The organism is Plantactinospora sp. CNZ320 (assembly GCF_002846275.1).
In genome coordinates, this window is record NZ_PJMP01000001.1 from 6,218,010 (window position 1) to 6,243,411 (window position 25,402).

Genomic DNA, 25,402 nt, shown 5'->3' on the forward strand with positions numbered 1-25,402 from the left:
CGATCCGCAGGACTCTCACCCGCACCAGCCACGCCGGCACCGCCCGCGCCCGCCGCACCCGCATTCCCGCCGGCAGCGCCCGCATTCGCGCAGGCAACGCCCGCTGCACCCGCACCCGCATTCGCGCCGGCAGCGCCCGCTGCATCCGCGCCCGCCCGGGGGCGTCGGGTCACTCCGGGTCGCGCCGCTCCGAGCCCGGCTCGCCGGAGTCGTCCTCGGATTCGGGCTTGCCGAAGTCGAAGTCCGCCAGGTCGCCGAGGTCCAGTTGGGACCGGGCGAACGCGTCCGGGTCGGCGAAGTCCTCCTCGGCCGGGAGCAGGTCCGGGTGCCCCCAGAGCGCGTCCCGGCCGGCGATGCCCCGGTGCTCGGTGAGCGCCGCCCAGAGTGCGGCGGCCTCGCGCAGCCGGCGGGGGCGCAGCTCCAGCCCGACCAGCGCCGCGAAGGTCTGCTCGGCCGGTCCACCGGCGGCCCGGCGCCGGCGGAACGCCTCGGCGAGCCGGTTCACGTTCGGCAGCCGCTCGGCGGCGGCGGTGTCGACCACGTGGCACACCCAGCCCTCGACCAGGGCAAGTGCGGTCTCCAGCCGGGCCAGCGAGGCCTTCTGTGCCGGGGTGTCCTCCGGAGTGAAGATCCCCTCGACCGAGAGTGCCTGCATCGACTCCGGGTTCATCGGGTCGAGCCGGCCCATCGCCTCCTCGATCGCCTCCCGGTTCACAGTGATGCCGGTGGCGTACATCTCGACGGTGGTCAGGACGTGTCCGCGCAGCCACGGTACGTGCTGGAAGAGCCGCTGGTGGGCGGCCTCGCGCAGGGCGACGTAGAGACGTACCTCGTCCTCGGGGAGTTCGAGGCCCTCGCCGTACGCCCGGATGTTCGATGGCAGCAGCGCGGCGGTGCCGGCCGGGCCGAGTGGCAGGCCGATGTCGCCGGCCGAGAGCACCTCGGCGGCGAGCGAGCCGAGCGCCTGGCCGAGCTGGCCGCCGAAGAGCGCCCCGCCCAGCGTGGTCAGCATCGACTGCATCGGGCCGAGCTGCGCCCGGGCCTCCGGCGGCACCAGGTCGCCCATCGCGGCGACCATCCGACCGGCCACCGGGTCGCAGAGCTTCTTCCAGACGTCAAGCGTCTTGTAGATCCACTCGTTCCGGTTCCACGCCACGGAGGTGCGGATCCCGGAGGGGTGTGCCGAGGTCGGGTCCAGCCACAGGTCGGCCAGCCGGAGCGCCTCCTCCACGGCGTTGCGCTCGTACGGCGTCACGGCCGGGTCGCCGGCCGAGGAGAGCTGGCTGGCCGCGACCTGGCGGGCCAGGTCCCAGTTGACCGGGCCGCTGCCCGGCGCGGCGAGCAGCTGCTGCAGCTGCGCCATGAACTGCTGCATCTGCTGCGGGTCGTTGGGGTCGGGCGGCTGGCCACCCGGCAGGGCGAAGCCGAACGGAATATCAGGCACGCGTCCACGGTACGCGCGCGGACGGGTGTGCCGCCCGCCCAGGTGTCACGCCGAGGGCGAACCTCGGGTTCTCGGGCCGGTCCGGAGGTGCCGGCTGGGTAGGCTAGGCGGCCATGAGACGTCGCGGTGTCACTGTTCTGCTCGGCGCGGTGCTCACCGCCCTGCTCAGCATCGGCGTACTCGCCGCTCCGATCCCGTACGTCGTGCTCGGCCCCGGGCCGACGGTGGACACGCTGGGCCGGCAGAACGACAAAGAGGTGATCCAGGTGTCCGGCGGGGAGACCTCGACCTCGGCCGGGCAACTCCGACTGACCACGGTCGGCGTACAGCCCGACGTCAAGCTGCTCTCCGCGATCGCCGGCTGGTTCTCCTCGGACGAGGCGGTGGTGCCGTACGAGTTGATCTACCCGCCGGGTCAGACCCAGCAGCAGGTGGAGGAGCGCAACGCGGAGGACTTCGCCGCCTCGCAGACCAGTGCCGAGACCGCGGCGCTGCGCGAACTCGGCTACCCGGTGCAGGTGGTGGTCAAGAGCGTCACCGCGGGTGGCCCGTCGGAGGGGATCCTCAAGGTCGGCGACGTCTTCACCTCGGTCGACGACAAGCCGGTGGTGGTGGCGAGCAGCCTCACCGACCTGATCCGGGCGCGGCCGGCCGGCTCCCAGCTGAAGATCGGCTACACCCGGGACGGCAAAGCGGCCACCGCGACCATCGTCAGCGCGACCACCGGCAACAATCCGCCCCGGATCGGGGTGGAGATCGAGCAGCGGCAGCCGCACCCGTTCGAACTGAAGATCGACCTCGGCGACATCGGTGGGCCCAGTGCCGGACTGATGTTCGCGCTCGGCATCATCGACAAGATCCGGAGCGAGGACCTGACCGGCGGAAAGATCATCGCTGGTACCGGCACGATCAACGACCTGGGCGAGGTCGGCCCGATCGGCGGCATCCCACAGAAACTGGTCGGCGCGAAGAACGCGGGCGCGAAGTATTTCCTGGTACCGGCCGGAAACTGCGAGGAGGCCGTCCGAAACGCCCAATCGGGGCTGCCGATGGCCCGGGTCGGGACCCTCGACGAGGCGCTGAGCGCACTGGACACGATCCGGGCCGGAGGCGAACCGCCGAGGTGCTGAACCCCCGCTGCCCGAGGGGGACCGGTCGGACTCAGGAACACCCCGTAGTCTAGGTGCTCTGATCAGAGCCGGTCATTCCCCAAGGTGCGGAGCCAACAGTGGTCATGCGTAGCAGCCCCCTACCAAGAATGAGTCGACGCGGTCGCGTCACGGTCGGCGTACTCCTAGGGGTGTTTCTGCTCCTCACCCTGCTGGGCTGGGGCGTCCAGGCGTGGACGGACTGGCTCTGGTTCGACGAGGTCGACTACACCCGGGTCTTCAGCGGGGTGCTTGTCACCCGGATCGTGCTCTTCGCGGTGATCGGCCTGGCGATGGCGCTGGTGGTCGGCGGCAACATGTGGCTGGCCTACCGGCTGCGGCCGGTGCTCCGGCCCAACTCGCCGGAGCAGGTGACCCTGGAGCGCTACCGTTCGGTGCTGGCGCCCCGGATCGGCTCCTGGCTGGTCGCGATCGGGGTGGTCGTCGGGCTCTTCGCCGGCCTCTCCGCGCAGACCCGCTGGGGTCAGTGGATGCTGTTCCGCAACTCGCAGACCTTCGGTATCCAGGACCCGGAATTCAAGATCGATATTGGGTTCTACGTATTCCAGTTCCCGTTCCTGCGTTATCTGCTCGGCGTCGGCTTCACCGCCGTGGTGCTCGCGGTGATCGGCTCGCTGGCGATGCACTACATCTTCGGCGGCGTCCGGCTCCAGGGCGTCGGTGACCGGATGACCAGCGCCGCCCGGGCCCACCTGACCACGCTTGTCGCGGTCTTCGTGCTGCTCAAGGCGTTGGCGTACGTGCTCGACCGGCGGGCGATGCTGCTGGAGTTCAACGAGGGCGTCGACCTGTACGGCGCCGGCTACGCCGACATCAACGCGCTGCTGCCGGCCAAGGAGATCCTGGCGTACATCTCGGTGGTGGTCGCGTTGGCGATCATCATCTTCTCCAACGCCGTCATGCGGAACCTGGTCTGGCCCGGCATCTCGCTCGCCCTGCTCGGCATCTCGGCGGTGGCGATCGGCGGCATCTACCCGTGGGCGGTGCAGACCTTCGAGGTCAAGCCGAGCGTCAAGGACAAGGAAGCCGCCTACATCGAGCGGAGCATCACCGCCACCCGGGACTCGTTCGGGCTCGCCGGCACGGTGATGGCGCCGTACAACGCGGCGAACCTCAGGCCGCCGGAGTCGCTTGCCACCGACACCTCGGTGGTGCCGAACATCCGGCTGCTGGACCCGCAACTGGTCTCCGAGACCTACACCCAGCTCCAGCAGGTGCGGGGCTTCTACGACTTCGGCCCGAAGCTCGACATCGACCGCTACCAGGTCAACGGCGAGACCCAGGACTACGTCGTCGGGATGCGGGAGATCAACTATCTGGAGCTGACCGACCAGCAGAGCAACTGGATCAACCGGCACACCGTCTTCACCCACGGGTACGGGCTGGTCGGCGCGCCCGCCAACCAGGTGGTCTGCGGCGGGCAGCCGTACTTCGTCTCCGGTTTCCTCGGCGAGCGGACCGAGGAGGCGTGCTCGTCGTCGACCGAGACGATCCCGGCCAGCCAGCCGCGGATCTACTACGGCGAGCAGATGGACGGCAGTGACTACGCGATCGTCGGGCAGACCGAGGGGAACAACCCGGTCGAGTTCGACCGGCCCACCGGCCGGGACGGTGGCGAGCAGTACTACACCTACACCGGCTCGGGCGGGGTCGAGATCGGCTCGTTCGGCCGCCGGCTGCTCTACTCGATCAAGGAGCAGGAGCCGAACTTCGTGCTCTCCGGCGCGATCAACGACGCCTCCAAGCTGCTCTACGTGCGTAACCCGCGCGACCGGGTGGAGAAGGTGGCGCCGTTCCTCACCCTGGACGGCGACCCGTACCCGGCGGTGGTTGACGGGCGGATCCAGTGGATCGTCGACGGCTACACCACGGCGGCCACCTACCCGTACGCCGAGCAGGTGAACCTCCAGCAGGAGACGGCCGACGAGCTGACCGGGCTGGGCACCTTCGAACTCGCCCGGGAGAACGTCAACTACATCCGGAACTCGGTGAAGGCGACCGTCGACGCGTACGACGGGACGGTCGAGCTCTACCAGTTCGACGAGACCGACCCGGTGCTGAAGGCCTGGAACAAGGCGTTCGGCGGCAACCTGGTGAAGCCGAAGTCGGAGATCCCGGCCGGCCTGGCGGCACACTTCCGCTACCCGGCCGACCTGTTCAAGGTGCAGCGCAACCTGCTGGCGAAGTTCCACGTCACCGATCCGTCGGAGTTCTTCTCCGGGCAGGACTTCTGGGAGGTGCCGAACGCGCCGGACGCGCCGGACTCCGGTGACCGGCAGCCGCCGTACTACCTCTACACCCAGCTGCCGGGGCAGGACGCGCCACGCTTCCAGCTCACCTCGGCGGTCACCCCGGCCGGCCGGCAGAACCTCGCCGCGCTGATCAGCGGGTCGTACCTGAACGGCCAGCCCCGGTTGGAGGTGCTGGAACTGCCCGACCAGACGGCGGTCTCCGGGCCGGTCCAGGTGCACCAGAAGATGACGAACAACGCCAACATCCGGCAGGAACTCAACCTGCTCACCTCGAACCAGGCCCAGGTGCAGTACGGCAACCTGCTCTCGCTGCCCTTCGGCGACGGCATGCTCTATGTCGAGCCGGTCTACGTGAAGAGCAACCAGACGAACGCCTATCCGCTGCTGCAACGGGTGCTGATCTCGTACGGCGACGGCGGTCAGTACGTCGTGTTGGCCAACAGCCTCGAAGAGGGCATCAAACAGCTCGTCGAGCAGGGCAAGAAGGCCGCCCCGACCACACCGACGCCGCCACCGCCACCAACCGACGGCGGCACCAACCCGACGCCCGCGCCCACGACACCACCGGCGGACGCCAACCCGCAGCTCACTCCGGAGCTGGCCGCCGCCGCCAGCAAGGTGCAGGCCGCGATCGCAGAGGTCAAGGCGGCGCAGACCGCCGGTGACTTCGAGCGGTACGGCCGGGCGCTCAAGGCGCTGGACGAGGCGATGACCGAGTTCCAGAACGCCCAGCGGGCGAGTGGTAACCGGGCACCGGATCCGGGTGGTTCCCCGGCCCCGGCCAGCTCGCCGGCGGCTAGTGGCGGTACACCCAGTCCGCCGGCCTCGCCGAGCGGCTGACCAGGCAGTACGTGGCTGCCCGGCGATGGCGACACGGTCGTCGCCGGGCAGTTCCGGCCCTGTTTTGCGGGGCGTGGGCGGTGTGCGCTAGGGTTAACGAGCCGACGCGGGGTGGAGCAGCTCGGTAGCTCGCTGGGCTCATAACCCAGAGGTCGCAGGTTCAAATCCTGTCCCCGCTACTACAGCACCATCAGTTGAACCCGGTTCCCGATCCTGGAACCGGGTTCCTGCTTTTCCGGCATTCCTCGTACCACCAATGCCCCTGCTGTCGGCGTTCCTTGCCCCACCGGCGTTTCCGGTGCTGACGGGCGTACCTCGCACTGCCGGTGTTTCCAATTGGAGTTGGACTCCGGGCGCAGTTGGGCTAGGGTTCATCCGGCGACGCGGGGTGGAGCAGCTCGGTAGCTCGCTGGGCTCATAACCCAGAGGTCGCAGGTTCAAATCCTGTCCCCGCTACCAACGAAAACGGCCCCTCGGATTCTCTCCGAGGGGCCGTTTCCAGTTCACCCGCGGACCGGTCCGAGCAATCTGATGGCGGCCGGCGGCAAGACTCGCCAGGCGCTGCGGCCTCGGGCCGGCGTGCTTAACTGGTGGCGATGCTCAGCGCGCACGAGGTCGAACTCTTCGAGGGCTCCAGGGGCCGCCTGGAGGCGATCGCGTACCGCCTGCTGGGCTCGGCGACCGACGCCGAGGACGCGGTTCAGGACACGTTTCTGCGCTGGCAGGCGGCCGACCGGGAGCACATCGAGACGCCCGAGGCGTGGCTGACGAAGGTACTCACGAACGTCTGCCTCAACCAGCTCACCTCGGCGCGGGCCAGGCGCGAGCGGTACGTGGGAAACTGGCTGCCGGAGCCGCTCCTGGCCGGAGACCGGATGCTCGGCCCGGCCGAGACCGCCGAACAGCGCGAACTGGTCTCGATCGCGATGCTCACCCTCATGGAGCGGCTGTCGCCCAACGAGCGCGTCGTCTACGTGCTGCGCGAGGCATTCGGCTACCCGCACGGCGAGATCGCCCGGATCCTCGACCTCACCGAGGCGAACTGCCAGCAGATCTACCGGCGGGCCAGGCAGCACGTCGGTTCCGACCGGGTCCGGATCGAGATCGACGCCTCCGCCGCGAAGAAGATCGCCGAGGAGTTCCTCGCCGCGGCTGTCAGCGGCGACACCGAGTCGCTGGTCAGGCTGCTGACCGACGACGCGGTCAACATCTCCGACGGCGGCGGCCGGGTCCCGGCCCGCAGCACCCCGATCGTCGGTGCGCTCAGCATCGCGCGCTTCCTGCGTGGCGTCTTCGCGCCGGCCGAGGCGCAACGGGCCACCTTCGAGGCCCTGCTCGGCGGCAGTTGGACCCTGCATGCCACCGTCGTCAACGACGGCCCCGCCGTGCTGGCCACGGTCGGCGACCGGGTGGTCGGCGTCATGTCGCTGCACGTGACTCCCGAGGGGGTGGCCGCCATCCACGTGCAGGCCAACCCCGACAAGCTGGAACGCGTGGCGCGGCAATGGAACGCGTCCGGCGGCGCGGAGCAGCCCGACGGTGCGGAGCCGTTCGGCGGCGCGGAGCAGCCCGACGGCGCGGAGCCGTCCGACCTCGGCCGGTGACCCAGGTAACAGCGAATCCTGTCAGGTCTCGCGCCGCTGTCCGGTTCAGGAGGCGAGCAGGCCACACCAGACAGGAGCGGAACCATGAAGCACCGCATCGTCGTTCTCGGGGCCGGTTACGCCGGAGCCCACGCCGCCGGGCGCCTCGCCCGTCGTCTCCACTCCGACGACATCGAGATCACCCTGGTCAACGCCGACCCTGATTTCGTCGAGCGGGTCCGGCTGCACCAGCTCGCGGTCGGGCAGGAACTGCCGCCCCGCCCGCTGCGCGACATCTTCGCGGGCACGGGGGTCCGGCTTCGACCGGCCCGGGTCACCGCCGTCGACGTCGACTGCCGGACCGTAGACCTGGTGGACCAGCACGGCGCCGACGAGATCGGGTACGACACCCTCGTCTACGCCCTCGGCAGCACCGTCGCCGAGCACGGGGTGCCCGGTGTCGCCGAGCACGCCCAGCACGTCGCCACCCGGCAGGGTGCGCTGCGGCTGCGCGAGCGGCTGCACGAGCTTGCCGCGGGTGCGACAGTACTCGTCGTCGGCGGCGGCCTCACCGGGATCGAGGCGGCCGCCGAGATCGCCGAGGCCCGGCCGGACCTCGACGTCGCCATCGCCGCCCGTGGCGGCCTCGGCGACTGGATGGGCGACAAGGCCCGGCAGCACCTGCGCGAAGTCTTCGACCGGTTCGGCGTGACCGTCCACGAGCACACCGATGTCGTTCGGGTCGACGAGACGACCGTGGTTACCGGTACCGCCGAGCGGATCCCGGCCCAGGTGACCGTCTGGTCGACGGGCTTCGCCACCCACCCGATCGCCGCCGCCACCACCCTGACGGTCGCCGACACCGGGCAGATCGTCGTCGACGACACCATGCGCTCGGTCTCACACCCCGAGGTGTACGCCGTCGGCGACGCCGGGCTCGCGGCGGGAGCGGGCGACAGGCCGCTGCGGATGTCCTGCGCATCCGGGATTCCGATGGCCTGGAAGGCCGCCGACGCGATCGCGGCACGGCTCACCGGCCGCAGGATGCCGGACAACACAATCCGCTACGTCCAGCAGTGTGTCAGCCTCGGCCGCCGCGACGGGATCATCCAGTTCGTGACCCCCGACGACCAGGCCAAGCCTTCCGCGCTCACCGGCAGGTCGGCCGCTCGGTACAAGGAGTTCGTCTGTGCGAGCGCCGCCTGGAGCATCGCCCACCCGACGGTGATGCTGCCGTCGCGCCGCCGCCGGATCACCGCGCCCGTCGTGGCCGAGCCAGTCCCGGCCGCCGCCCGCTGAGCCGCTCCGGCTCGCTGCGGCTCGCTGATCCACCGCTGCCCGCTGAGTCACCGCCACTCGCTGAGTCGCCGTGGCTCGGAGGGTGCGTCTCACCGGCCCTCCAGAGATCGTCTGGAGGGCCGGACCGTGTCCTGTCGGCGGTTTTGGCAGCCCGGGCGGTTCGGTGATACTGCCACTGCCGGATCTTGCCGGGCGTGGACCTGACGGAAGGCGGACGATTGGTGACCGGGGCCGTTCTGGGCGCTGCCGCGTTGACCACCGGACTGGTGGCCGGCGTCTTCGTCCTGTACGCACACACGATCATGCCGGGGCTGGCCCGGACCGACGACCGTACCTTCGTGGGCGCCTTCCAGGCGATCGACCGGGCGATCATCAACCCGTGGTTCATGGCCTGCTTCTTCGGGATGCTGATCCTCAGCGGTGTCGCCGCCGTCCTGCACCTGCCGGCCGAGCGGCACGACGGGTTGCCGTGGACCGTCGCGGCGTTCGTGCTGAACCTGGTGGTGATCGTGATCACCGTGGCGGTGAACGTGCCGCGCAACGACGCGATCAAGGCGGCCGGCGACCCGGACCGCCTCGCCGACCTCGCCGGGGTACGCCGGGACTTCGGTGAGGCGAGGTGGCGGGCGTCGAACCTGGTCCGCGTCGTACTCAACTGTGCCGCGTTCGGGTGCCTGCTCGTCGCGCTCGCCAGGTACGGCGGCTGACCCTGGGCGGGTGCCGACAGGGTGATCGGCCGCGTTGCCGGCGGGACTTGCGGATAGCCCCGAGGATGTAGCCATGGAGATTATCCGGAACTGGTGGGTCCGCCTGACCGCAGTGCTCGGTACGGCGGCGTTGACAGTGTTCGTACCGGCCGTCGCCTGGGCGTCGAGCGGACCCGGCGAGCTGGTGCTGGAGGCGGCCCGGGGACGCCGCGCCCGGGGCAGCTTCGGGATCTGGGGACTGGTCTGCTGCCTGATCGTGGTCGGCGGGATCGTCGCCGTACTGGTCCTGCTGATGCGTAACCGCCGGTCGGGGGGCAAGCGCTGACCAACCCGGGGTGACCCCGCCCGGCAGGCAGTCGCCCGTCCGCCGAGGGGAGAACGGCGGACGGGACTCCTGCCCGGCGGTTCAGCTCATCGGCTCGTCAGCGAGCCTGGCGGCTCGTCAGCTTGTCAGTGCGGCGTTTGCCTGGCTGATGAAGGCCGCCGCGGCCGTACGCGGGGAAGCCCTGCCGAACTGGACGTTCTCCGCCGCTTGGACCAGCAGTTGCTTGACCGTGGCGTGTCCCTTCGGCGGCGGTACCGGCGCCGGTCCGAACTTTTCCGTCATCGTGGTCTCGAAGGCCACCGACTGCTTCATGCTCTCGTCGGTCAGCGAGGCCTCCACGGCCCGCCGTACGTCCAGGTTGGCGCTCAACCCTCGCTCGGTACCGAGGATCTCGCCGGCCACCGTGTCGTTGACCAGGAAGTCGATGACGTGCACGACGGTGTCCGGATGGCGGGTACCCCGGAAGGCGGCCCAGTAGAGCGACGCCCTGGCCCAGTGCGCGGCCGGGTCGCCGGGATAGCTGACCACGCCGAGCCTGTCCTTGGTGGCCTTCTGCAACTCGGGTAGCTGGTTGGACCAGACGAACGAGGTCGCGGCCTGCCCGGTGGCCACCAGTTGCTTCGTCACGTCACCGCCGTTGGCGAGCTGGGTCACCTCGGGCGGCGGGGCCGCCCCGCGCTTCCGGGCGTCCGCCCACAACTCGAACCAGCGGGTCAGGTCGTTCTCGGTGAAGCCCACCTGCCGGCCCTGATAGAGCTCCTTGTCCTGCGAGCGCAGCCAGATCCAGAGCGCCTTGTAGTCGGCGGACGGGTCCATGGTGCCGAAGATCTTGCCGTCGGTGCGCTCGGTGATCCGCTCGGCCCACTCCAGGTACTCCGGGTAGGACATCCCGATCTGTGGTTCGGGCAGGTCGTACCGGTCGAGCAGGCTCTTGTTGTAGATCAGGCCGGGGGTGTTCTCGGCCGCCGCGGCGGCTACCGTCCGGCCGGTCACCTGGCTGGACTGTGCCAGGCCGGCGGGCATCTTGCGCAGGTCCAGCACGTCGGTCCGGACGTAGTCGGTCAGGTCCAGCAGGATCTCCCGCTGGGCGTACTCGGTCAGGTAGTTGTCGTCGATCTGGAAGATGTCCGGCGCGTTGCCGGCCGCGGCCTCGATGGAGAGCCGGTCGAAGTAGCCGGCGTTGCCCTGGTGGGTGAACCTGAAGGTGACGTCCGGATAGCGCTTGGTGTAGATGTCCAACGCCTGCTTGGTCATCTCGGCCCGGCGTTCGCCGCCCCACCAGAAGACGGAGAGTTCGACCTTGTCGTCCTTTGGCGCGGCCTCCTCGGCGGTGCACCCGGAGGCGAGCGCGACGGCGACGACGAGCAGCGCGGCACCGAGGCGCCGGCCGAGTCGGCCGGGCGACGGTCTGCTCGACGGCGACGGTCTGCCTGACAGGGAGGGGAGGGGAAGAGGCACGACAACTCCTGACGACGACACCGGGTCAGCTGTGACGGCAACCGGATCATTTACACAGCCGGCCTCGGCGGGTGTCAACGCCCGTACGGGCAGGATCCGCCCAACCTCCACCCGGAACGGACCGGATGTCGCCGCTCGACGGGCGACCCGACGGCGGTCCGGCGATGCCCCGGCGGCGAACCGGCGGCGATCCGGCCGGTGCGGGCCGCACCGGGTCCGGCCCGGCGACCGTGATGTACTTGGGCACGTGGAACTGCTGCATTCGGGCAAGGTCAGGGACGTCTACGCCGACGGCGACGACCTGATCCTGGTCGCCTCCGACCGGGTGTCGGTCTACGACGTGGCGCTGCCCACCCCGATCCCGGACAAGGGCAAACTGCTCACCGCGCTGTCGCTCTGGTGGTTCGACCAACTCGCCGACCTGGTGCCGAACCACGTCATCTCGGCCACCGACGTGCCGACGGAGTGGGCCGGGCGGGCGATCCGGGTCCGCCGGCTGGAGATGATCCCGGTCGAGTGCATCGCGCGGGGCTACCTGACCGGTTCCGGCATCAAGGAGTACGAGCGGACCGGCGCCGTCTGCGGCGTACCGCTGCCACCCGGGCTGGTGGAGGCGTCGATCCTGCCCGAACCGATCTTCACCCCGACCACCAAGGCACCGCAGGGCGAGCACGACGAGGCGATCACCTTCGACGACGTCGTGGCCAAGGTCGGGCCGGAGACCGCCGAGCGGCTCCGCGAGATCACCCTCGCCGTCTACCGGCGCGGCGCCGAGTTGGCGGCCGACCGGGGCATCCTGGTCGCCGACACCAAACTCGAACTCGGCTGGGCGGCGGACGGCACGATGACGCTCGGCGACGAGGTGCTGACCTCCGACTCGTCCCGGTTCTGGCCGGCCGACTCCTACCAGCCGGGTCGTGAGCAGCTCTCCCTGAGCAAGCAGTTCGTCCGGGACTGGGCTGTCGGCACCGGCTGGGACAAGACCGGGCCGGCCCCGGAGATGCCGCCGGAGGTCGTCGAGGCCGCCCGGGCCCGCTACGTCGAGGTGTACGAGCGGCTCACCGGCCGCCGCTGGTAGCGGCAACTCCGGCACGACGGTGGCATACCGCGGTCCGGCCCCCGGGTCGGGCCACTGGGTCCGGCCCCCGGGTCGGCCCCAGGGCCAGCCGTCGGGGTCGGGTCACGTGTCCGGTCGGTCCGACCGTTCGCCGTCCAGCAGGAACGTCCGCCGCTCGTCTGCGGTGAACGGCCGGGTGGCCCGGGTGGCCGCGACCCCGAGCAGCTTCTCGACCGGGCCGCAGACGTCACAGCTCCAGATCCGTACCGAGCCGTCGGAGTGGACGGTGGCGACCCGTGCACCGTCCGGGGAGAACGCGAAACCGAGCGGCCCGGGGCCGAGCGTACGCAGGGTCACCGGCTCGGTCGCCCCGCCGGCCGCCCAGAGCTGGACCCCGGTCAACTCCTCACCACCGCCGAGGATCGCCAGGTGCCGCCCGTCCGGGGTGTAGCCGAGCCGGGTGGTGGCGGCCCCCTGACCGGCCGACGGAAGCACCACCCGGGCGCCACCCCCGGTGGCCGGCCAGATCCGGATGGTGCTGTCCCGGCTCAGCCCCGCTATCGAACCGCCGTCGGGACTGAACGACACCGAGCTGACCGGATCGGCACCGCCGGGCAGGGTGGTGACCGCGTCCCCGTCGACGGTCCGGACCCGTACGCCGCCGTCCTCGGCACCGGTCGCGATCCGGCTGCCGTCCGGGCTGAACGCCGCAGCCGAGCCGGTCGGAGCCAGGGCGACGGCGACCGGTTGGCCGTCGAGCCGGTCCCAGAGCCGGATGCCGCCGCTGCCACTGGTCAGCAGCCGTGTGCCGTCCGGCCCGAACCCGACCCGGGTCGCCCGGTCCGCCTCGAACGCGACCAGTTGCCGGCCGGTCGGCCAGTCCCAGAGCCGTACCGTGCCGGCCGCGTCGAGGCTGGCCAGCCGCCGACCGTCCGGCGCGAACGCGACGTCCATGGTCATCCCGGCGTGGCCGGGCAGCACGACCGGGGCGGCCGAGCCGACGGTACGGGTCGGGTCGGGCCCGGCCGGTACCGGCCAGATCCGGACCGTACCGTCGAAGATGCCCGCGCTGGCCAGGTGGCTGCCGTCCGGACTGAACCGCGCGGCGTGCACCAGGCCCTGGTGCGGCTGCGTGATGATCGGGTCGAACGGTCCACCGACGTCCCAGCGCCGGACGGTGCCGTCCTGTCCCACGCTCACCAGTCGACCGTCCGGGGTCAGCGCGACCGCGCAGACCGTGCCGGCGTGCCCGCGCAGCGGCAGCGGATCGAAGGCACCGGTCGGGTCCCAGATCGTGATCACGCCGTACGCGTTCTTGGTGATCAGCCGTCGCCCGTCCGGGCTGAACGCGGCGGGGAAGGCGCTGCGCTGCCGCCCGAGTACCGTCGGCTGGCCGCCGCCGGTCGGCCAGCTGCGCAGTACGCCGCCGTCCTCGGTGCTGGCGTTGTCGACGGCGACGATCCGGGCGCCGTCCGGACTGAACAGCAGGCCGTCGGCGGTGGCGGTCGAGTCGGGCAGCAGCGTCGGAGCCCGGTCCGGCTCGGCGACCCGCCAGATCCGGGTCGGGTCGCCGGTGCTGGCCACGGCGAGCTGGCGGCCGTCCGGCGACCAGGCAAGCGAGAAGACGAAGCCGCGGGCGGCCGGCAGCGGGCGGGCCCGTGGCGTGCCGGTCAGCTCCCAGATCCGGACCACGCCGGCCGCGTCCCCGGTGGCCAGCCGCCGGCCGTCCGGGCTGAACGCGACGTCCCGGACCGGTCCACGATGCCCGGGAAGCAGCAGTGCGGACCGGCCGGGTTCGGCGGTGTCCCAGAGCCGCACCGAGGCGGAGTCGCCCGCGCTGGCGACCCGCCGCCCGTCCGGGCTGATCGCCAGCGCGGTCAGCAGCTCCGGGCCCGGCCCGGCCAGCGACACCGGCGGCCGGTCGGGCGCCGCCGGCTGCCAGACCTGTACCGACTTCCGCTCCCCGGCGGCGACCGCGTACCGGCCGTCCCGGGTCAGCGCGGCCTGCTTGACCGGTGCGGCGAAGACCTGCCGCCCCTCGGTCCCGCGCCAGTTCAGCGTTGCCTGCCGCAACACCGTCTCCGCCTCGGCGTCCGGCCGCACCTCGAAGGCGCGCCGGGCGAGCAGGAACGCCAGTTGCGGATCGCGGGACATCTGGGCCCGCGCCCCGGCGACCAGTTGCCGGTGTACGGCGAGATCCCGCTGCCCCCGCGCCTGCCGGGCCTGCACCACCGCCAGCGAGGCGAGCACGGTCACCACCGATACGACCACCGCCAACGCGGCTCCGAGCAACCGCCGTCGCCGCCGCCGACCGGCCGCCCTGTGGTCCTCGGCCCGCCCACTGGCCTCCAGGTACTCCCGTTCCGCGCTGGTCAGGCTCTCCGGGTGCGCCTGCGCCCACGCCTGGGCCCGGGACAGCGCCAGTCCCCGGTAGAGCCCACCCGGGTCGTGGTCGAGTGACCGCCACCCCGCCGCCGCCTGGGTGAGCTGCCGGTGCACGCGTACCCCGTCGAGGTCCTCCTCCAGCCAGCGGCGCAGTCGGGGCCAGGCGTCGAGCAGTGCCTCGTGGGCCAGCCGTACCGAGCGGTCGTCCAGGGTGACCAGTCGGGCGGCGGCCAGCCGTTCCAGTACGCCCGAGGTGATTCCGTCCGGCTCGGCGAGTTCGGCCCGGTCCACCCGGCGGGCGGTCGGCGGGCCGGCCCGGTCCACCGTGGGCTCGTCCCCGGTGCCGATCTCCACCATCCGCAGCAGCACGTGCCGGGCCGTCCGCCGCTGCTCCGGGTCGAACTCCTGCCAGACCCGCTCGGCGGTCTGCGCCACCGCGCCGTCGATCCCGCCGGCCGCCTGGTAGCCGGCGAGCGTCACCGCGCTGCCCCGGCGGCGCCGCCACGCCTCCAGCAACACGTGCGAGGCGACCGGCAACGCACCGGCCCGACCGGCGACCTGGGCCACGATTGTGGAGACGAGGGCGCCCTCGACCATCGCACCGGCCCGCTCGGCGGGGCGTACCACGGCCTCCCGGACCTGGGCGGCGGTCATCGGCCCGACCAGCACCTGGGCGTCGGCCAGCGCCGCCACCAGCTCGGGCAGCTCGGCGCAGTGGCCGTAGAAGTCGGCGCGTACCCCGAGCGCCACCCGCAGCCGGCTGTCCGGCGCGGCGACGGCGGCGAGCAGCGCGGCCACGAAGCCGGCCCGGTCGTCGGCGTTCCGGCAGAGCGTGAAGAGTTCCTCGAACTGGTCGACCACCAGCCACAGGTCCGCCTCGGTGGGGGCGTCGGCGAGCAGTTGCCGGACGGTCAGGTGCAGCCGCGCGGGGTCGGCGGCGAGGTCGGCACGGAGCGCGCCGGCCGGGATCCGGAGCAGCCGGGCGAGGTGTACCGCCAGCTCGCCGAGCGGATCCGGGCCGGGGGTCAGCACCAGCACCGGCGGTCGCTCCGGTCGTCTCGTGACGGCGGGCACCAGCCCGGCCCGGAGCACCGAGGACTTGCCGCTGCCGGAGGCGCCGAAGAGCGCCACGAACCGGCGGGTGGCCAGCCGTTGTCGCAGGTCGTCGACGACCTCCTCGCGGCCGAAGAACCACTCCGCCCGCTCCGGCCCGTACGCCAGCAGGCCCTGGTAGGGGGCGTCGTCGGGATGCGACGGGGCGGGGTTCGGCGGTTCGTCCCGGGCTATCCGGCGCCACCGGTCCTCCCACTCGGCCGGGTCACCGCCGCACGCCGTGACGTACGCCAGGGTGACGGCGAGAGTCGGCAGCCGGCGCCCGCCGGCCGCCTCGGAGAGCGTGGTGGCGGAGAAGTGCGCCCGGCGGGCCAGTTCCCGGTAGCCGGGGAGCCCGGCCTTCTCGCGCAGCAGCCGCAGCCCGGCGGCGAACTCCCGCACCTCCGGGGTTCCCGGCCCGAGTACGCCCTCTGGTCGCGGCACTGTCTTCCTCGCTGGTAGCTCGTGGTAGCCCGGTAGCTCTCTTGGTGGCTCTCTCGGTGGCTCGGTAGCTCTCTTGGTGGCTCGGTAGCTCGTGGTAGCTCGTCGGTCGACTGTCCGGAGTTGATTGTCCGGCCCGGCGGCCCGAAGCCGGACAACGAGTCGGCGACTAGACATCTCCTCAGCAGGGGTGCGACAGGCGCCCCACCAGCCAGATCACGAGGTGATCAGTAATGCGATCCATCTTCTCCCGCAGTCCGCTCCGGCAGCGCCGGCGGATCGGGGCGGCGGCGCTGCTGCTCGGACTGACCGTGGCCCTGCTCGCCGGGACGGCGTCGCCGGCCAGCGCGGCGATCATCACCGTCCAGGACGGCTTCGAGGGCACCCAGGCGGCGAACTGGAGCTTCACCCACGTCGGTGACGGCACCGGCGGGATCAGTTCGCTGCAGACCCACAACGGGGTCAAGGACGGGTTCCTCTCGATGCGCAGTGCCGGCTTCTCCTCGGTCGGCCGGCGGGTCCTCCTGCCGGCGACCACGAACTGCACGGCGGGCATCTGGGTCAACCCGGTACTCGCCACCCAGCAGATCAACTTCGAGATCATCGAGCCGAACAGCTTCACGTACGTGGCGCTGAAGACGGTGGTGCTCAGCGGCGCGGCGCCGTACACCTTCGTCTCCACCTCGTGGAGCCACGGCCCGACGGACATCCTGGTCCGGGTCTCGCTGATCGGCGTCAACGGTGTCCAGTTGGGGACCTGGGTCGACGACCTGGGCATCCTCTGCCACACCTGAGTCGGTGACCCCGACGAACGCGGGTGCCGTCCCTCCCGGGGGCGGCACCCGCCGTCGCTCGACTGTCGAACTGCCTCGTCTGTGCGCCCGGGTCTCTCGATGCTTCAATGGTCATCGACGTGATCGCGGGAACACCGTCCGCTGGGGCAGGGGATGACCGACCACGAGCTGTTGGCGAGGGTGACCCCGGGCGCCAGATTCCTTGGCATCGTGCCGGACGGACCCGTGACCATCCTGGCATCACAGCCTGTCGGTGCAACCGCACTGAAGCTCACCTACGAGTTCGGGGACGGGCAGGTCGGGCAACGCCTGCTCTACGCGAGCGTGCTTCGATGCCTGATCGTCGCTCCCGGTGGGTTGGTGGAGCAGTGGCAGGACGAGCTGCTGGGCAAGTTCGGCCTCCGATTCGACCTGCTGACCAGGGACCTGGCCGAGGCGAACGTGGGCGGGAGCGTCTTCGACCGGTACCCGATGCTGATCGCCCGAATGGACCAGCTCTCGCGTTCGGACGAGCTGCTGGCGCTGCTTCGGCGCAGCGAGTGGGATCTGGTCGTTGGCGGGCTGTTGGGTGCCGACTTCGGTCACTTCGAGTCGACCGGGATCACCGGCGACTGGGCCGACAACTGGGTACGGGCCCGCCCGCCCTGGTGAACCACGGCCGGTCCGGTGCTCATGCGGCGTCGTACGCCTCGGTCAATGCGGCGATGAACGCGGTGGTGAGTGCGCGGACGGAGGCTTCGGGCATGGCTCCGTCGAGCGCTCGCACCGCCAGGTCGACGCCGACCGATCGGCGCCGCCCGAACAGCTCCCGCAAATGCTCCACTCCGGATCGGACACTGGGTCCGGCTGTCTCATCGTCAGCGAGTTCCCGCAGGCGACAGCCAACGTGTTCGGGCGACTCGGCACGCATGAGCCGGACGAGGTCGCTGGCGTCCTTCGGCTTGAGCCGACCGGTCCGCCCTCGGTCGGTGTCAGCGAGCCGTTCCCGCACCTCGTGCGCCTTCGCGATGAACAGAGCCGCCGTGCCGGCGACGGGTACCAGGAGCGACCGACCGTCGGCTTCCGGTTCGAGACTGGAGATCAGGACATCGCTGTGGTCGGCGAGCGCCGCCTCCAGGCCAGGCGTGCGCCGGGCCGCGTTCTTTCCGTGCTCCGGAAGCTGCGCCGATCGCCGCCCAGTCCCGGCCACAGCCTCGGGGACGAGCAGGTCGACCGGAACCTCGACGGCTCTGCCGGAGACAACGGTCGAGGTGATCCAGATGCCGGGTTCGACACTGAGCCGGAATCCGGCCCCTTTCAGTGCCTCGTCGATGCGGGGGTCCGGACCCAACGTGCGCGGGTCGATTGCCAGGTCGGCGTCGGTGGTGAAGGGCGCGATGCTGGCATCCAGGTCGGCGCTGCCGGTGCGGACGTAAATCGCCTGAGCTCCGGCCAGGATCACCGCCTTGCGGTGTTCTGCCAACGCGTCGAGGGCGTCCAGCAGCACTCGCCGCGCCGCTACGTAGACAGGTGATCCACCATGACTATTCACGGGCGGTGACTCTACTGTAGACCCTCGGTCAGCGTTGGTCGCCGCCACTCACCTTCGTTGGCGCGCATCCAGGCGATCACCGACCGGGCCTCCTCGGGAAGCCGGCCACCCCCGCCGAGTAGGTCGAGTGCGAGCTGGCTCAGCCGTACGTGGGGCACGCCATCCACCAGCCGCGGCCAGGTCAACTGGGTCGGATCCTCGGGGCGTAACAACACGACGTCCGCACCCCGTTCCGCCGGAAGTAGCCGGCCGAATTGACGCATGCCGGCCGGATCGTTGGTGTAGAGCACGAGTTGGGCGGGAGCGGCGATCGGCGCTATGGCGGTGGCCGCGAACGACCCGGTGACCACCACGTCGCTTGTGTTGCGCCCCGCGACGCGCCGGTAGAGGTCGCTCGCTCCTTCGGCCGCCACGTACGAGCTGGCTGAGTTGGCGCGCATGAGCTGGTAGTCGTCGCTGGCCACGCTCAGCAACGCTGGCCAGTCGACATCCTCGACTAGTCCCCGCCGGCCGCGTTCGATGAGTGCCTGGTCATCTAGCGCCTCCAACATCCGCGAGAGATAGCCGACGTTCACCTCACTCGCCCGCGCCAGATCGGTGAGCCGGTAGGGCGGCCGGACGTCCACGAGGATCCGCACAAGCCGGCGCGCCTTCGCGCCCCGTACCCGTGCCGGCGGGCGGGGTGATGGCTCGGGATTGCGATCCGCACCTTGAATCCTGATGAAGATCACCGGACGGTCGACGGTGAGCAGCACGTTCCCGGCCATATCGAGATAGGAGTAGCCGCGTTCCTCCAGCAGTGCTCGCGTGCGTGGGCTGAACCAGGGAGCGACTGCCAGCAGCGTCGGCTCGCCGAGAGCCCGCCGAACCGTTCCGGGCAGGGGGATCCGATCAACATCCCGTGGCGAGAACGATTGCTTGGCCAGGACGAGGAGTTCGGCGGATTCGTCGCTCGTCTCGGTGATCCGCCAGAGCGCGTCAGTGCCCCGGTCGGCGTCACTCCGCTCCTCAGTGATCTGGATGCGTGCAGGTAGGAGCTCGACGAGCCGCGCCAGCGCCCGATCGAGCAGATCACGCTCCTTCCCTGCCACGAGCATAATTTTGCCATACGGAGAAGTTTGCTGTCCCAGCAAAGTCCGTAACTCAGGCAAAATCGGAGGCTGAGTGGAGTTCAGGTGGGTTGGCGGAGAGGATCCCGAGAACCCCCCAAAGAAGCGCTCGATCGACGCGGCGGTCACGACGCAGACCATCGACTGGATCGAACAGCTGGCCGGAGCAATGGTGGCCGTACTCGACCAGAAATAGCCCGAACCAGCCAATCTGTTAGGAGGCTTCGTAGCCGCTCAGGGCCGATCCCATGCCCGAAGGCCGCCCGGGCGTTACCGTGTGCTTGGCTGCCGGTATGGGACACCCGATCATGTTCGACGAGTCAGACCCGTTCCTGCACCGGGTACGGTCGCTGGCGCTGGCCTTACCCGACGCGGCCGAGAAGGTCTCGCACGGTCGACCCGCCTTCTACACCACAAAGGTCTTCGCCTACTACGGCGGATCGGTGAAGGTCGACGGCGGCTACCGGCAGCACGAGCAGTCGGTGGTGGTCCTGGTCGACGCGGACGAACGCGCGGCGCTGCTCAGCGAGGAGCACTGCTACCTGCCGATGTACCTGGGGGCGTACGGGTGGATCGGGGTGGACCTCACCGACGACACCGACTGGGACGAGGTCGGCGAGGTGCTGGACGCCAGCTACCGGCTCACGGCCGGGCCGCGCCGGGTCGCCCGGCTCGACGGCCACCGCTCGGGCCGGTGACGTCGCGCCTCCCCGGCCGGCGGCTCAATCCGGTACGCCCGACTCGGCCCAGCGGCGGATCACCTGTGCCGCCTGGTCGGCGACGGGATTTCCGGCGGGCCGGGTGACCAGCTCGCTGAGCGCGAACATCTCCAACACCCGACCCAGGTAGGCCCAGCCGTCGACCAGGGGCAGGTCTGCCGGCTGGTGACCGGCGAACCCGGCCCGGAAACCGTCGACGAATCCGGTCGGATAGTCGGCGCCGAACCGCAGCATGTTGGCGGCGTCGGCGTACGGGCAGCCGGAATAGCTGAACTCCCAGTCCAGTACGGCGGCCACCCGCCAACCCGCCCCGTCCCGGCTGACCAGGATGTTCTTCGGGTTGATGTCGGAGTGCACCAGTCGGGCGTGGTCGTCCACCCGCTCCAGTGCCGGGGCGTGCGCAGCTGCCAACGCCGCCCAGCTGTCCCGGGTCGACGGGTCGAGTCGCTCGGCAGTGGTCGCGGCCATGCACTCCGCCACGATCTCGGGCAACTGCGCCGACCACTGGCGTTCGGCGCGTACCGTGAGCTGCTCGTCGGTGAAGAATCCCGGCCGGTCGTACATCGCCGCACCGATGCCGGCGACCACCCGGCCCACCTCGGCACCGAGGTCGGACATCGCCGGCCCGTCGGCGGCGGCGAGCACCTGCTCAAGCGTGGTACCCGAGACGTACTCGATCGCCATCGCCGGGCGGGCGTCCGGGTCATCGTCGGCGGCCGGCACGACGGCCAGCACCTCGGGCACCGGCACGTACCGACTGGCGGCGGCCATCACCGCGGCCTCGATCGCCGGGTCGGAGCCGCCGAGCCGGACGACCACCTCGCCGTCGGCGAGCCTGACCAGGCAGGTCTCGTGGGAGAACCCGCCGGCCAGCCGCCGGATGTCGAGCACCCTGCTGCCCAGCGCCTCGGCGACCACGTCCACTTCCTCGACGGTCCGCACGGCCGTCACTCGCGGCCCTCCCCGCTCACTCGCGGCCCCCGCTCACTCGCGGTCCCGGTCTGTCGCGGCTCTCGATCTGTCGTGGCTCTCGATCTGTCGTGGCTCTCGGTCTGTCGTGGCCCTTCCCGGGATCTGCCCGCGCCGTCACTCGTCCTCGACCCAGTCGAGGGTACGGGCCACCGCCTTGCGCCAGTTGCGCAGCTCGCGGTCCCGGTGTGCCGGCTCCATCGCCGGTGTCCAGGCGGCGTTCTGCCGCCACTGCGCGCGCAGCGTCTCAAGGTCCGGCCAGAAGCCGACCGCCAGGCCGGCGGCGTACGCGGCACCGAGGCAGGTGGTCTCGCTGACCTCGGGGCGGACCACCGGTACGTCGAGCACGTCGGCGAGGAACTGCATCAGCAGCTCGTTGGCGGTCATCCCGCCGTCCACCCGGAGCCGGCGCAACGCCACGTCCGAGTCGGCGTTCATCGCGTCGACCACCTCGCGGGTCTGCCAGGCGCTCGCCTCCAGCACGGCCCGGGCCAGGTGCCCCTTGGTGACGTAACCGGTAAGCCCGGCGATGACGCCCCGGGCGTCGCTGCGCCAGTGCGGGGCGAACAGCCCGGAGAAGGCCGGTACGACGTAGCAACCGCCGTTGTCCTCGACGGTCCGGGCCAGCTCCTCCACCTCCGGCGCACTGGAGATCAGCCCGAGGTTGTCCCGCAGCCACTGCACCAGCGACCCGGTGACGGCGATCGCCCCCTCCAGGGCGTACGTCGCCGGCTGGTCCCCGATCCGGTAGCCGACCGTACTGAGCAGTCCGTGCCGGGAGGTCACCGGACTCTGGCCGGTGTTGAGCAGCAGGAAACTGCCGGTCCCGTAGGTGCACTTGGCCTCGCCGGGCTGGAAGCAGGTCTGCCCGAACAGTGCCGCCTGCTGGTCGCCGAGCGCGCTCGCCACCGGTACCCCGGCCAGCGGCCCGGCGCTCCCACTCCCGTTCCCGTTCCCGGGGAGGCCGTCAGCGCTGCCGTAGACCTCCGCCGACGAGCGGATCTCCGGCAGCATCCCGGCCGGGACGCCGAGCACGTCGAGGAGTTCCGGATCCCAGTCGAGGGTCCGCAGGTTCATCAGCAGTGTCCGGCTGGCGTTCGTCACGTCGGTGACGTGCTGCCCGGTCAGCTTCCAGATCAGCCAACTGTCCACGGTGCCGAAGAGCACCTCGCCCCGGTCGGCCCGGTCCCGCAGGCCGTCGACGTTGTCGAGCAGCCAGCGCAGCTTCGGCCCGGAGAAGTAGGTGGCCAGCGGCAGTCCGGTGCGGTCACGGAAGCGCTGTTCGCCGTACTCGCGGTCGAGTTGGCGCAGCAACGGCCCGGTGCGGGTGTCCTGCCAGACGATGGCGTGGTGCACCGGCCGGCCGGTGGCCCGGTCCCAGACCACCGTGGTCTCCCGCTGGTTGGTGATGCCGATCGCGGCGAGCCGGCTGGCGCCGATCCCCGCCTCGGCCAGCGCCTCCGGCACCACCTGACAGACGGCGGTCCAGATCTCCTCGGCGTCGTGCTCGACCCAGCCCGGTCGGGGAAAGACCTGCCGGTGCTCGCGCTGGGCCATCGAGACGATGCCGCCGGAGGCGTCGAAGACGATGCAGCGGGACGAGGTGGTGCCCTGATCGATCGCGGCGACGAACTGACCGGTCATGCGCTGCACCGTACCCGGCGCCCGGGTCGCCGTCATCCGGCCCGGGAGTCGGGATCATCCCGTCGGCAGCGCGCAGCCGCCCGGCCGCCGGCCCGGCGTCATCCCGTCGGCGGTTCGGCTCCGGCCGCGTCCAGGTGGGCGCTGATCCGCACGGTGGTGCCCGCAGGACCGCTGTCGACGACCATCTCGTCGCTGAGTTGCCGGGCCAGCCAGAGTCCCCAACCGCCGGCGATCTCGGGCAGCGGGCGCCGCCGGTCGTCGAGCCGCTCGGCCCCGATGCCGGCGCCGGTGTCGGTGACGAGGCAGTAAAGTATCTTTCCGGTACGCCACAGGCGCAGCCAGCCCTGCCCGCCGCCGTGCCGTACGGCGTTGGTCATCAGCTCGTTGACGGCCAGTACGAAGTCGTCCAGGCGCGCACCGTCGAGACCGGCGGCCTCGGCGCTCGTCGCGACGGCGTGCCGCAGCTCGGTAACCCGGTTGCCGTCGAAGGTCTCGGCGAGCAGTGCAGGGGTCCCGTCGGGCGCGACAGCAGTGGGTGCGAGGGGATCTATGTCGCTCATGGTCGTCCCGCCGCTGGTCGTCGAGTCCTTTCGTGGCTTTCCCACCCTACGTCAGGGTATGTAGCCGCGCATCCGGGCCGGCGGGTAGATCCGGATGTACGTCCGGGGGGTCTCCCGCCGGTCAAAGCTGTGCGATCGTCTCTGCGTGCCGCACTCGACGAGCGACGCGCCGGGCGGTCGCCGCCGCGACCCGCCGGGCAGCCTCCAGGCGCCGCTGTGGCGAGCCATCGCCGTCTACCGGTTCGCCGCCCTGGCCTACGTGGCGGTGTTGGCGGTACGCAACCTGAGCGACTACACGCATCCGGTGGCGGGTGCGGTGCTGCTGCTGGCGATGACCGGCTGGACGGTGTACGCCAGTTACGCGTACGCCGATCCGGCCTGGCGGCGCTGGCCGCTGCTCCTGGCCGACCTGGCCGTGGTGCTGGCGGTGGTGGTGATCGCCCCCCGGGTGGTCGGTCGGGACGTCCTCAACGACGGGGTACCCCCACCCAGCGTCGCCTGGCTGGCCGGGCCGGTACTCGCCTGGGCGGTCTCCGGGGGGCGACGGCGCGGCGTGGTGGCGGCCCTGGTGATCGGCGGCACCGACCTGGTGGCCCGGGAGCGGTTCGCCCAGGCGTCACTTACCGGCGCCGCGCTGATGCTGCTCGCCGGGATCGCCGTCGGGCACGTCGTCCGGCTGGCGGTGATCGCGGAGGAGCGGTTGCAGCAGGCGGTCGAGTTGGAGGCGGCGACCCGGGAGCGGGAGCGGCTGGCCCGGGGGATCCACGACTCGGTCCTCCAGGTTCTTGCCCTGGTCCAGCGCCGGGGTGCGCACCTCGACGGCGAGGCAGGTGAGCTGGCCCGACTCGCCGGTGAGCAGGAGGCGGCGTTGCGGGCACTCATCGCCAGCCGGGCACCGACCGGGCTGGACCGCGAGGAGGTCGACCTGCGCTCGCTGCTCGGCCGGTACGCCTCGGCCACGGTCTCGATCGCCGCCCCGGCCACGCCGGTGCCGCTGCCGGCCGGAGTCGCCGGTGAGGTGGCGGCGGCGGTGGGCGCGGCGCTGGACAACGTGGCCCGGCACGGCGGTGGACGGGGTTGGGTGCTGGTCGAGGACGACGCGGCGACGGTGACCGTCTCGGTCCGCGACGACGGGCCGGGGATCCCGCCGGGACGGCTAGCCGAGGCGGCCGGTCAGGGGCGGCTCGGCGTGATCCAGTCGATCGAGGGACGGATCGCCGACCTCGGCGGTACGGTCCAGATCAGCTCCGCCCCCGGCGAGGGTACGGAGGTCGAGCTGCGGGTGCCGCGCGACCGTACGATCCCCGGGCAGCGCAGATGATCGTGTGGACCGTACCCGCTGGTCTAGGCTCGCCGCTGTGACCGACGAGGGCGTACCGGCAGTCCGGGTGATGGTGGTCGACGACCATCCGATGTGGAGAGAAGGGGTGGCCCGGGACCTCAGCGAGGCCGGCTACCACGTCGTCGCCACCACGGGTGAGGGGCGGCAGGCGGTCCGGGTCGCCCCGGCCACCCGCCCCGACGTGGTCGTACTCGACCTGCAACTGCCGGACATCTCCGGGGTCGAGGTGCTCCGGGCACTGCTGGCCGGACTGCCCGGGGTTCGGGTGCTGATGCTCTCGGCCAGCGGCGAGGAGCAGGACGTGCTCGACGCGGTGAAGGCCGGAGCCACCGGCTACCTGCTCAAGTCCGCCGGTCCGGCGGAGTTCCTGGACGCGGTCCGGCGTACCGCCGCCGGGGACGCGGTCTTCACCCCCGGACTGGCCGGTCTGGTGCTCGGGGAGTACCGGCGGATCGCCGCCGCGCCGGTACCCCCCGGAGACGACCTGCCCCGGCTGACCGAACGGGAGACCGAGGTACTCCGGCTGGTCGCCAAGGGGCTGTCCTACAAGCAGATCGCCGGCCGGCTCGGGTTGTCGCACCGTACGGTGCAGAACCACGTGCAGAACACCCTCGGCAAGCTGCAACTGCACAACCGGGTCGAACTCACCCGCTACGCCATCGAGCAGGGCCTCGACGACTGA

20 protein-coding genes and 2 tRNA genes are annotated in these 25,402 nt (G+C 71.2%); 14 read left to right on the top strand and 8 right to left on the bottom strand.

Annotation, left to right across the window (positions count from 1 at the left end; translation table 11 throughout):
• Positions 1-169 precede the first annotated feature (169 nt).
• Positions 170-1,375, bottom strand: a complete 1,206-nt coding sequence (locus CLT71_RS27915; protein ID WP_486483729.1) for a zinc-dependent metalloprotease — start codon at positions 1,373-1,375, stop codon at positions 170-172.
• Between the two features lie 182 nt (positions 1,376-1,557).
• Between CLT71_RS27915 and CLT71_RS27920 the strand changes: the two genes are divergently transcribed.
• The 8 genes from CLT71_RS27920 to CLT71_RS27955 all read left to right on the top strand — a co-directional run bounded on the left by CLT71_RS27920 (position 1,558) and on the right by CLT71_RS27955 (position 9,619).
• Positions 1,558-2,574 carry a PDZ domain-containing protein gene (locus CLT71_RS27920; RefSeq protein WP_101369733.1) on the top strand — a complete coding sequence of 339 codons (1,017 nt, stop codon included), beginning with the start codon at positions 1,558-1,560 and terminating at the stop codon, positions 2,572-2,574.
• A 98-nt stretch (positions 2,575-2,672) separates the two neighbouring features.
• Positions 2,673-5,705 carry a UPF0182 family protein gene (locus tag CLT71_RS27925; protein ID WP_199187743.1) on the top strand — a complete coding sequence of 1,011 codons (3,033 nt, stop codon included), beginning with the start codon at positions 2,673-2,675 and terminating at the stop codon, positions 5,703-5,705.
• Between the two features lie 105 nt (positions 5,706-5,810).
• Positions 5,811-5,884 (top strand) — tRNA-Met (locus CLT71_RS27930).
• Positions 5,885-6,087: 203 nt separating this feature from the next.
• Positions 6,088-6,164: transfer RNA gene (locus CLT71_RS27935), tRNA-Met, on the top strand.
• 137 nt (positions 6,165-6,301) lie between these two features.
• On the top strand, positions 6,302-7,309 hold the full coding sequence (sigJ, locus tag CLT71_RS27940) for an RNA polymerase sigma factor SigJ (RefSeq protein WP_101371848.1): 1,008 nt from the start codon (positions 6,302-6,304) through the stop codon (positions 7,307-7,309).
• Positions 7,310-7,393: 84 nt separating this feature from the next.
• Positions 7,394-8,587: an FAD-dependent oxidoreductase gene (locus tag CLT71_RS27945; RefSeq protein WP_101369735.1), complete on the top strand. Its 1,194-nt coding sequence runs from the start codon at positions 7,394-7,396 to the stop codon at positions 8,585-8,587.
• 221 nt (positions 8,588-8,808) lie between these two features.
• Complete coding sequence (locus tag CLT71_RS27950; RefSeq protein ID WP_486483486.1) at positions 8,809-9,294, top strand: anthrone oxygenase family protein; 486 nt, start codon at positions 8,809-8,811, stop codon at positions 9,292-9,294.
• Positions 9,295-9,367: 73 nt separating this feature from the next.
• Entirely contained in the window at positions 9,368-9,619 is a 252-nt protein-coding gene (locus CLT71_RS27955; protein ID WP_101369736.1) for a hypothetical protein, read from the top strand.
• Positions 9,620-9,736: 117 nt separating this feature from the next.
• Here the strand turns inward: CLT71_RS27955 and CLT71_RS27960 are convergent, their stop codons facing one another.
• Entirely contained in the window at positions 9,737-11,077 is a 1,341-nt protein-coding gene (locus CLT71_RS27960) for an ABC transporter substrate-binding protein (RefSeq protein WP_486483487.1), read from the bottom strand.
• Between the two features lie 247 nt (positions 11,078-11,324).
• Between CLT71_RS27960 and CLT71_RS27965 the strand changes: the two genes are divergently transcribed.
• The gene (locus tag CLT71_RS27965; protein WP_101369737.1) at positions 11,325-12,155 is read left to right on the top strand and encodes a phosphoribosylaminoimidazolesuccinocarboxamide synthase; all 831 of its coding nucleotides are present in this window, start codon (positions 11,325-11,327) and stop codon (positions 12,153-12,155) included.
• Positions 12,156-12,257: 102 nt separating this feature from the next.
• Here CLT71_RS27965 and CLT71_RS27970 read toward each other — a convergent pair whose 3' ends face one another.
• Positions 12,258-16,055: an nSTAND1 domain-containing NTPase gene (locus CLT71_RS27970; protein WP_143743640.1), complete on the bottom strand. Its 3,798-nt coding sequence runs from the start codon at positions 16,053-16,055 to the stop codon at positions 12,258-12,260.
• 230 nt (positions 16,056-16,285) lie between these two features.
• On the opposite strand from CLT71_RS27970, the gene CLT71_RS27975 reads away from it, so the two are divergent.
• Positions 16,286-16,846 carry a hypothetical protein gene (locus CLT71_RS27975; RefSeq protein ID WP_101369739.1) on the top strand — a complete coding sequence of 187 codons (561 nt, stop codon included), beginning with the start codon at positions 16,286-16,288 and terminating at the stop codon, positions 16,844-16,846.
• Between the two features lie 153 nt (positions 16,847-16,999).
• On the top strand, positions 17,000-17,497 hold the full coding sequence (locus tag CLT71_RS27980) for a DEAD/DEAH box helicase family protein (protein WP_101369740.1): 498 nt from the start codon (positions 17,000-17,002) through the stop codon (positions 17,495-17,497).
• Positions 17,498-17,516: 19 nt separating this feature from the next.
• On the opposite strand, the gene CLT71_RS27985 is transcribed toward CLT71_RS27980, so the two are convergent.
• Both CLT71_RS27985 and CLT71_RS27990 read right to left on the bottom strand, forming a co-directional pair.
• On the bottom strand, positions 17,517-18,332 hold the full coding sequence (locus CLT71_RS27985) for a hypothetical protein (protein WP_101369741.1): 816 nt from the start codon (positions 18,330-18,332) through the stop codon (positions 17,517-17,519).
• Between the two features lie 56 nt (positions 18,333-18,388).
• The gene (locus CLT71_RS27990) at positions 18,389-19,615 is read right to left on the bottom strand and encodes a hypothetical protein (RefSeq protein ID WP_143743641.1); all 1,227 of its coding nucleotides are present in this window, start codon (positions 19,613-19,615) and stop codon (positions 18,389-18,391) included.
• A gap of 179 nt (positions 19,616-19,794) precedes the next feature.
• On the opposite strand from CLT71_RS27990, the gene CLT71_RS27995 reads away from it, so the two are divergent.
• The gene (locus CLT71_RS27995) at positions 19,795-20,184 is read left to right on the top strand and encodes an MmcQ/YjbR family DNA-binding protein (protein ID WP_486483488.1); all 390 of its coding nucleotides are present in this window, start codon (positions 19,795-19,797) and stop codon (positions 20,182-20,184) included.
• Between the two features lie 24 nt (positions 20,185-20,208).
• Here CLT71_RS27995 and CLT71_RS28000 read toward each other — a convergent pair whose 3' ends face one another.
• The 3 genes from CLT71_RS28000 to CLT71_RS28010 all read right to left on the bottom strand — a co-directional run bounded on the left by CLT71_RS28000 (position 20,209) and on the right by CLT71_RS28010 (position 23,378).
• The gene (locus CLT71_RS28000) at positions 20,209-21,156 is read right to left on the bottom strand and encodes a phosphotransferase (protein WP_101369744.1); all 948 of its coding nucleotides are present in this window, start codon (positions 21,154-21,156) and stop codon (positions 20,209-20,211) included.
• Between the two features lie 135 nt (positions 21,157-21,291).
• Positions 21,292-22,818: a glycerol kinase GlpK gene (gene glpK / locus CLT71_RS28005; protein WP_101371851.1), complete on the bottom strand. Its 1,527-nt coding sequence runs from the start codon at positions 22,816-22,818 to the stop codon at positions 21,292-21,294.
• A gap of 98 nt (positions 22,819-22,916) precedes the next feature.
• The gene (locus CLT71_RS28010) at positions 22,917-23,378 is read right to left on the bottom strand and encodes an ATP-binding protein (RefSeq protein ID WP_101369745.1); all 462 of its coding nucleotides are present in this window, start codon (positions 23,376-23,378) and stop codon (positions 22,917-22,919) included.
• 145 nt (positions 23,379-23,523) lie between these two features.
• Here CLT71_RS28010 and macS point away from each other — a divergent pair, with 145 nt between their 5' ends.
• Together macS and CLT71_RS28020 are read left to right on the top strand one after the other, a co-directional pair.
• Positions 23,524-24,699 (top strand): MacS family sensor histidine kinase, encoded by a 1,176-nt coding sequence (gene macS / locus CLT71_RS28015; protein ID WP_486483489.1) that lies wholly within the window; start codon positions 23,524-23,526, stop codon positions 24,697-24,699.
• Positions 24,700-24,769: 70 nt separating this feature from the next.
• Positions 24,770-25,402 carry a response regulator transcription factor gene (locus CLT71_RS28020; protein ID WP_101371852.1) on the top strand — a complete coding sequence of 211 codons (633 nt, stop codon included), beginning with the start codon at positions 24,770-24,772 and terminating at the stop codon, positions 25,400-25,402.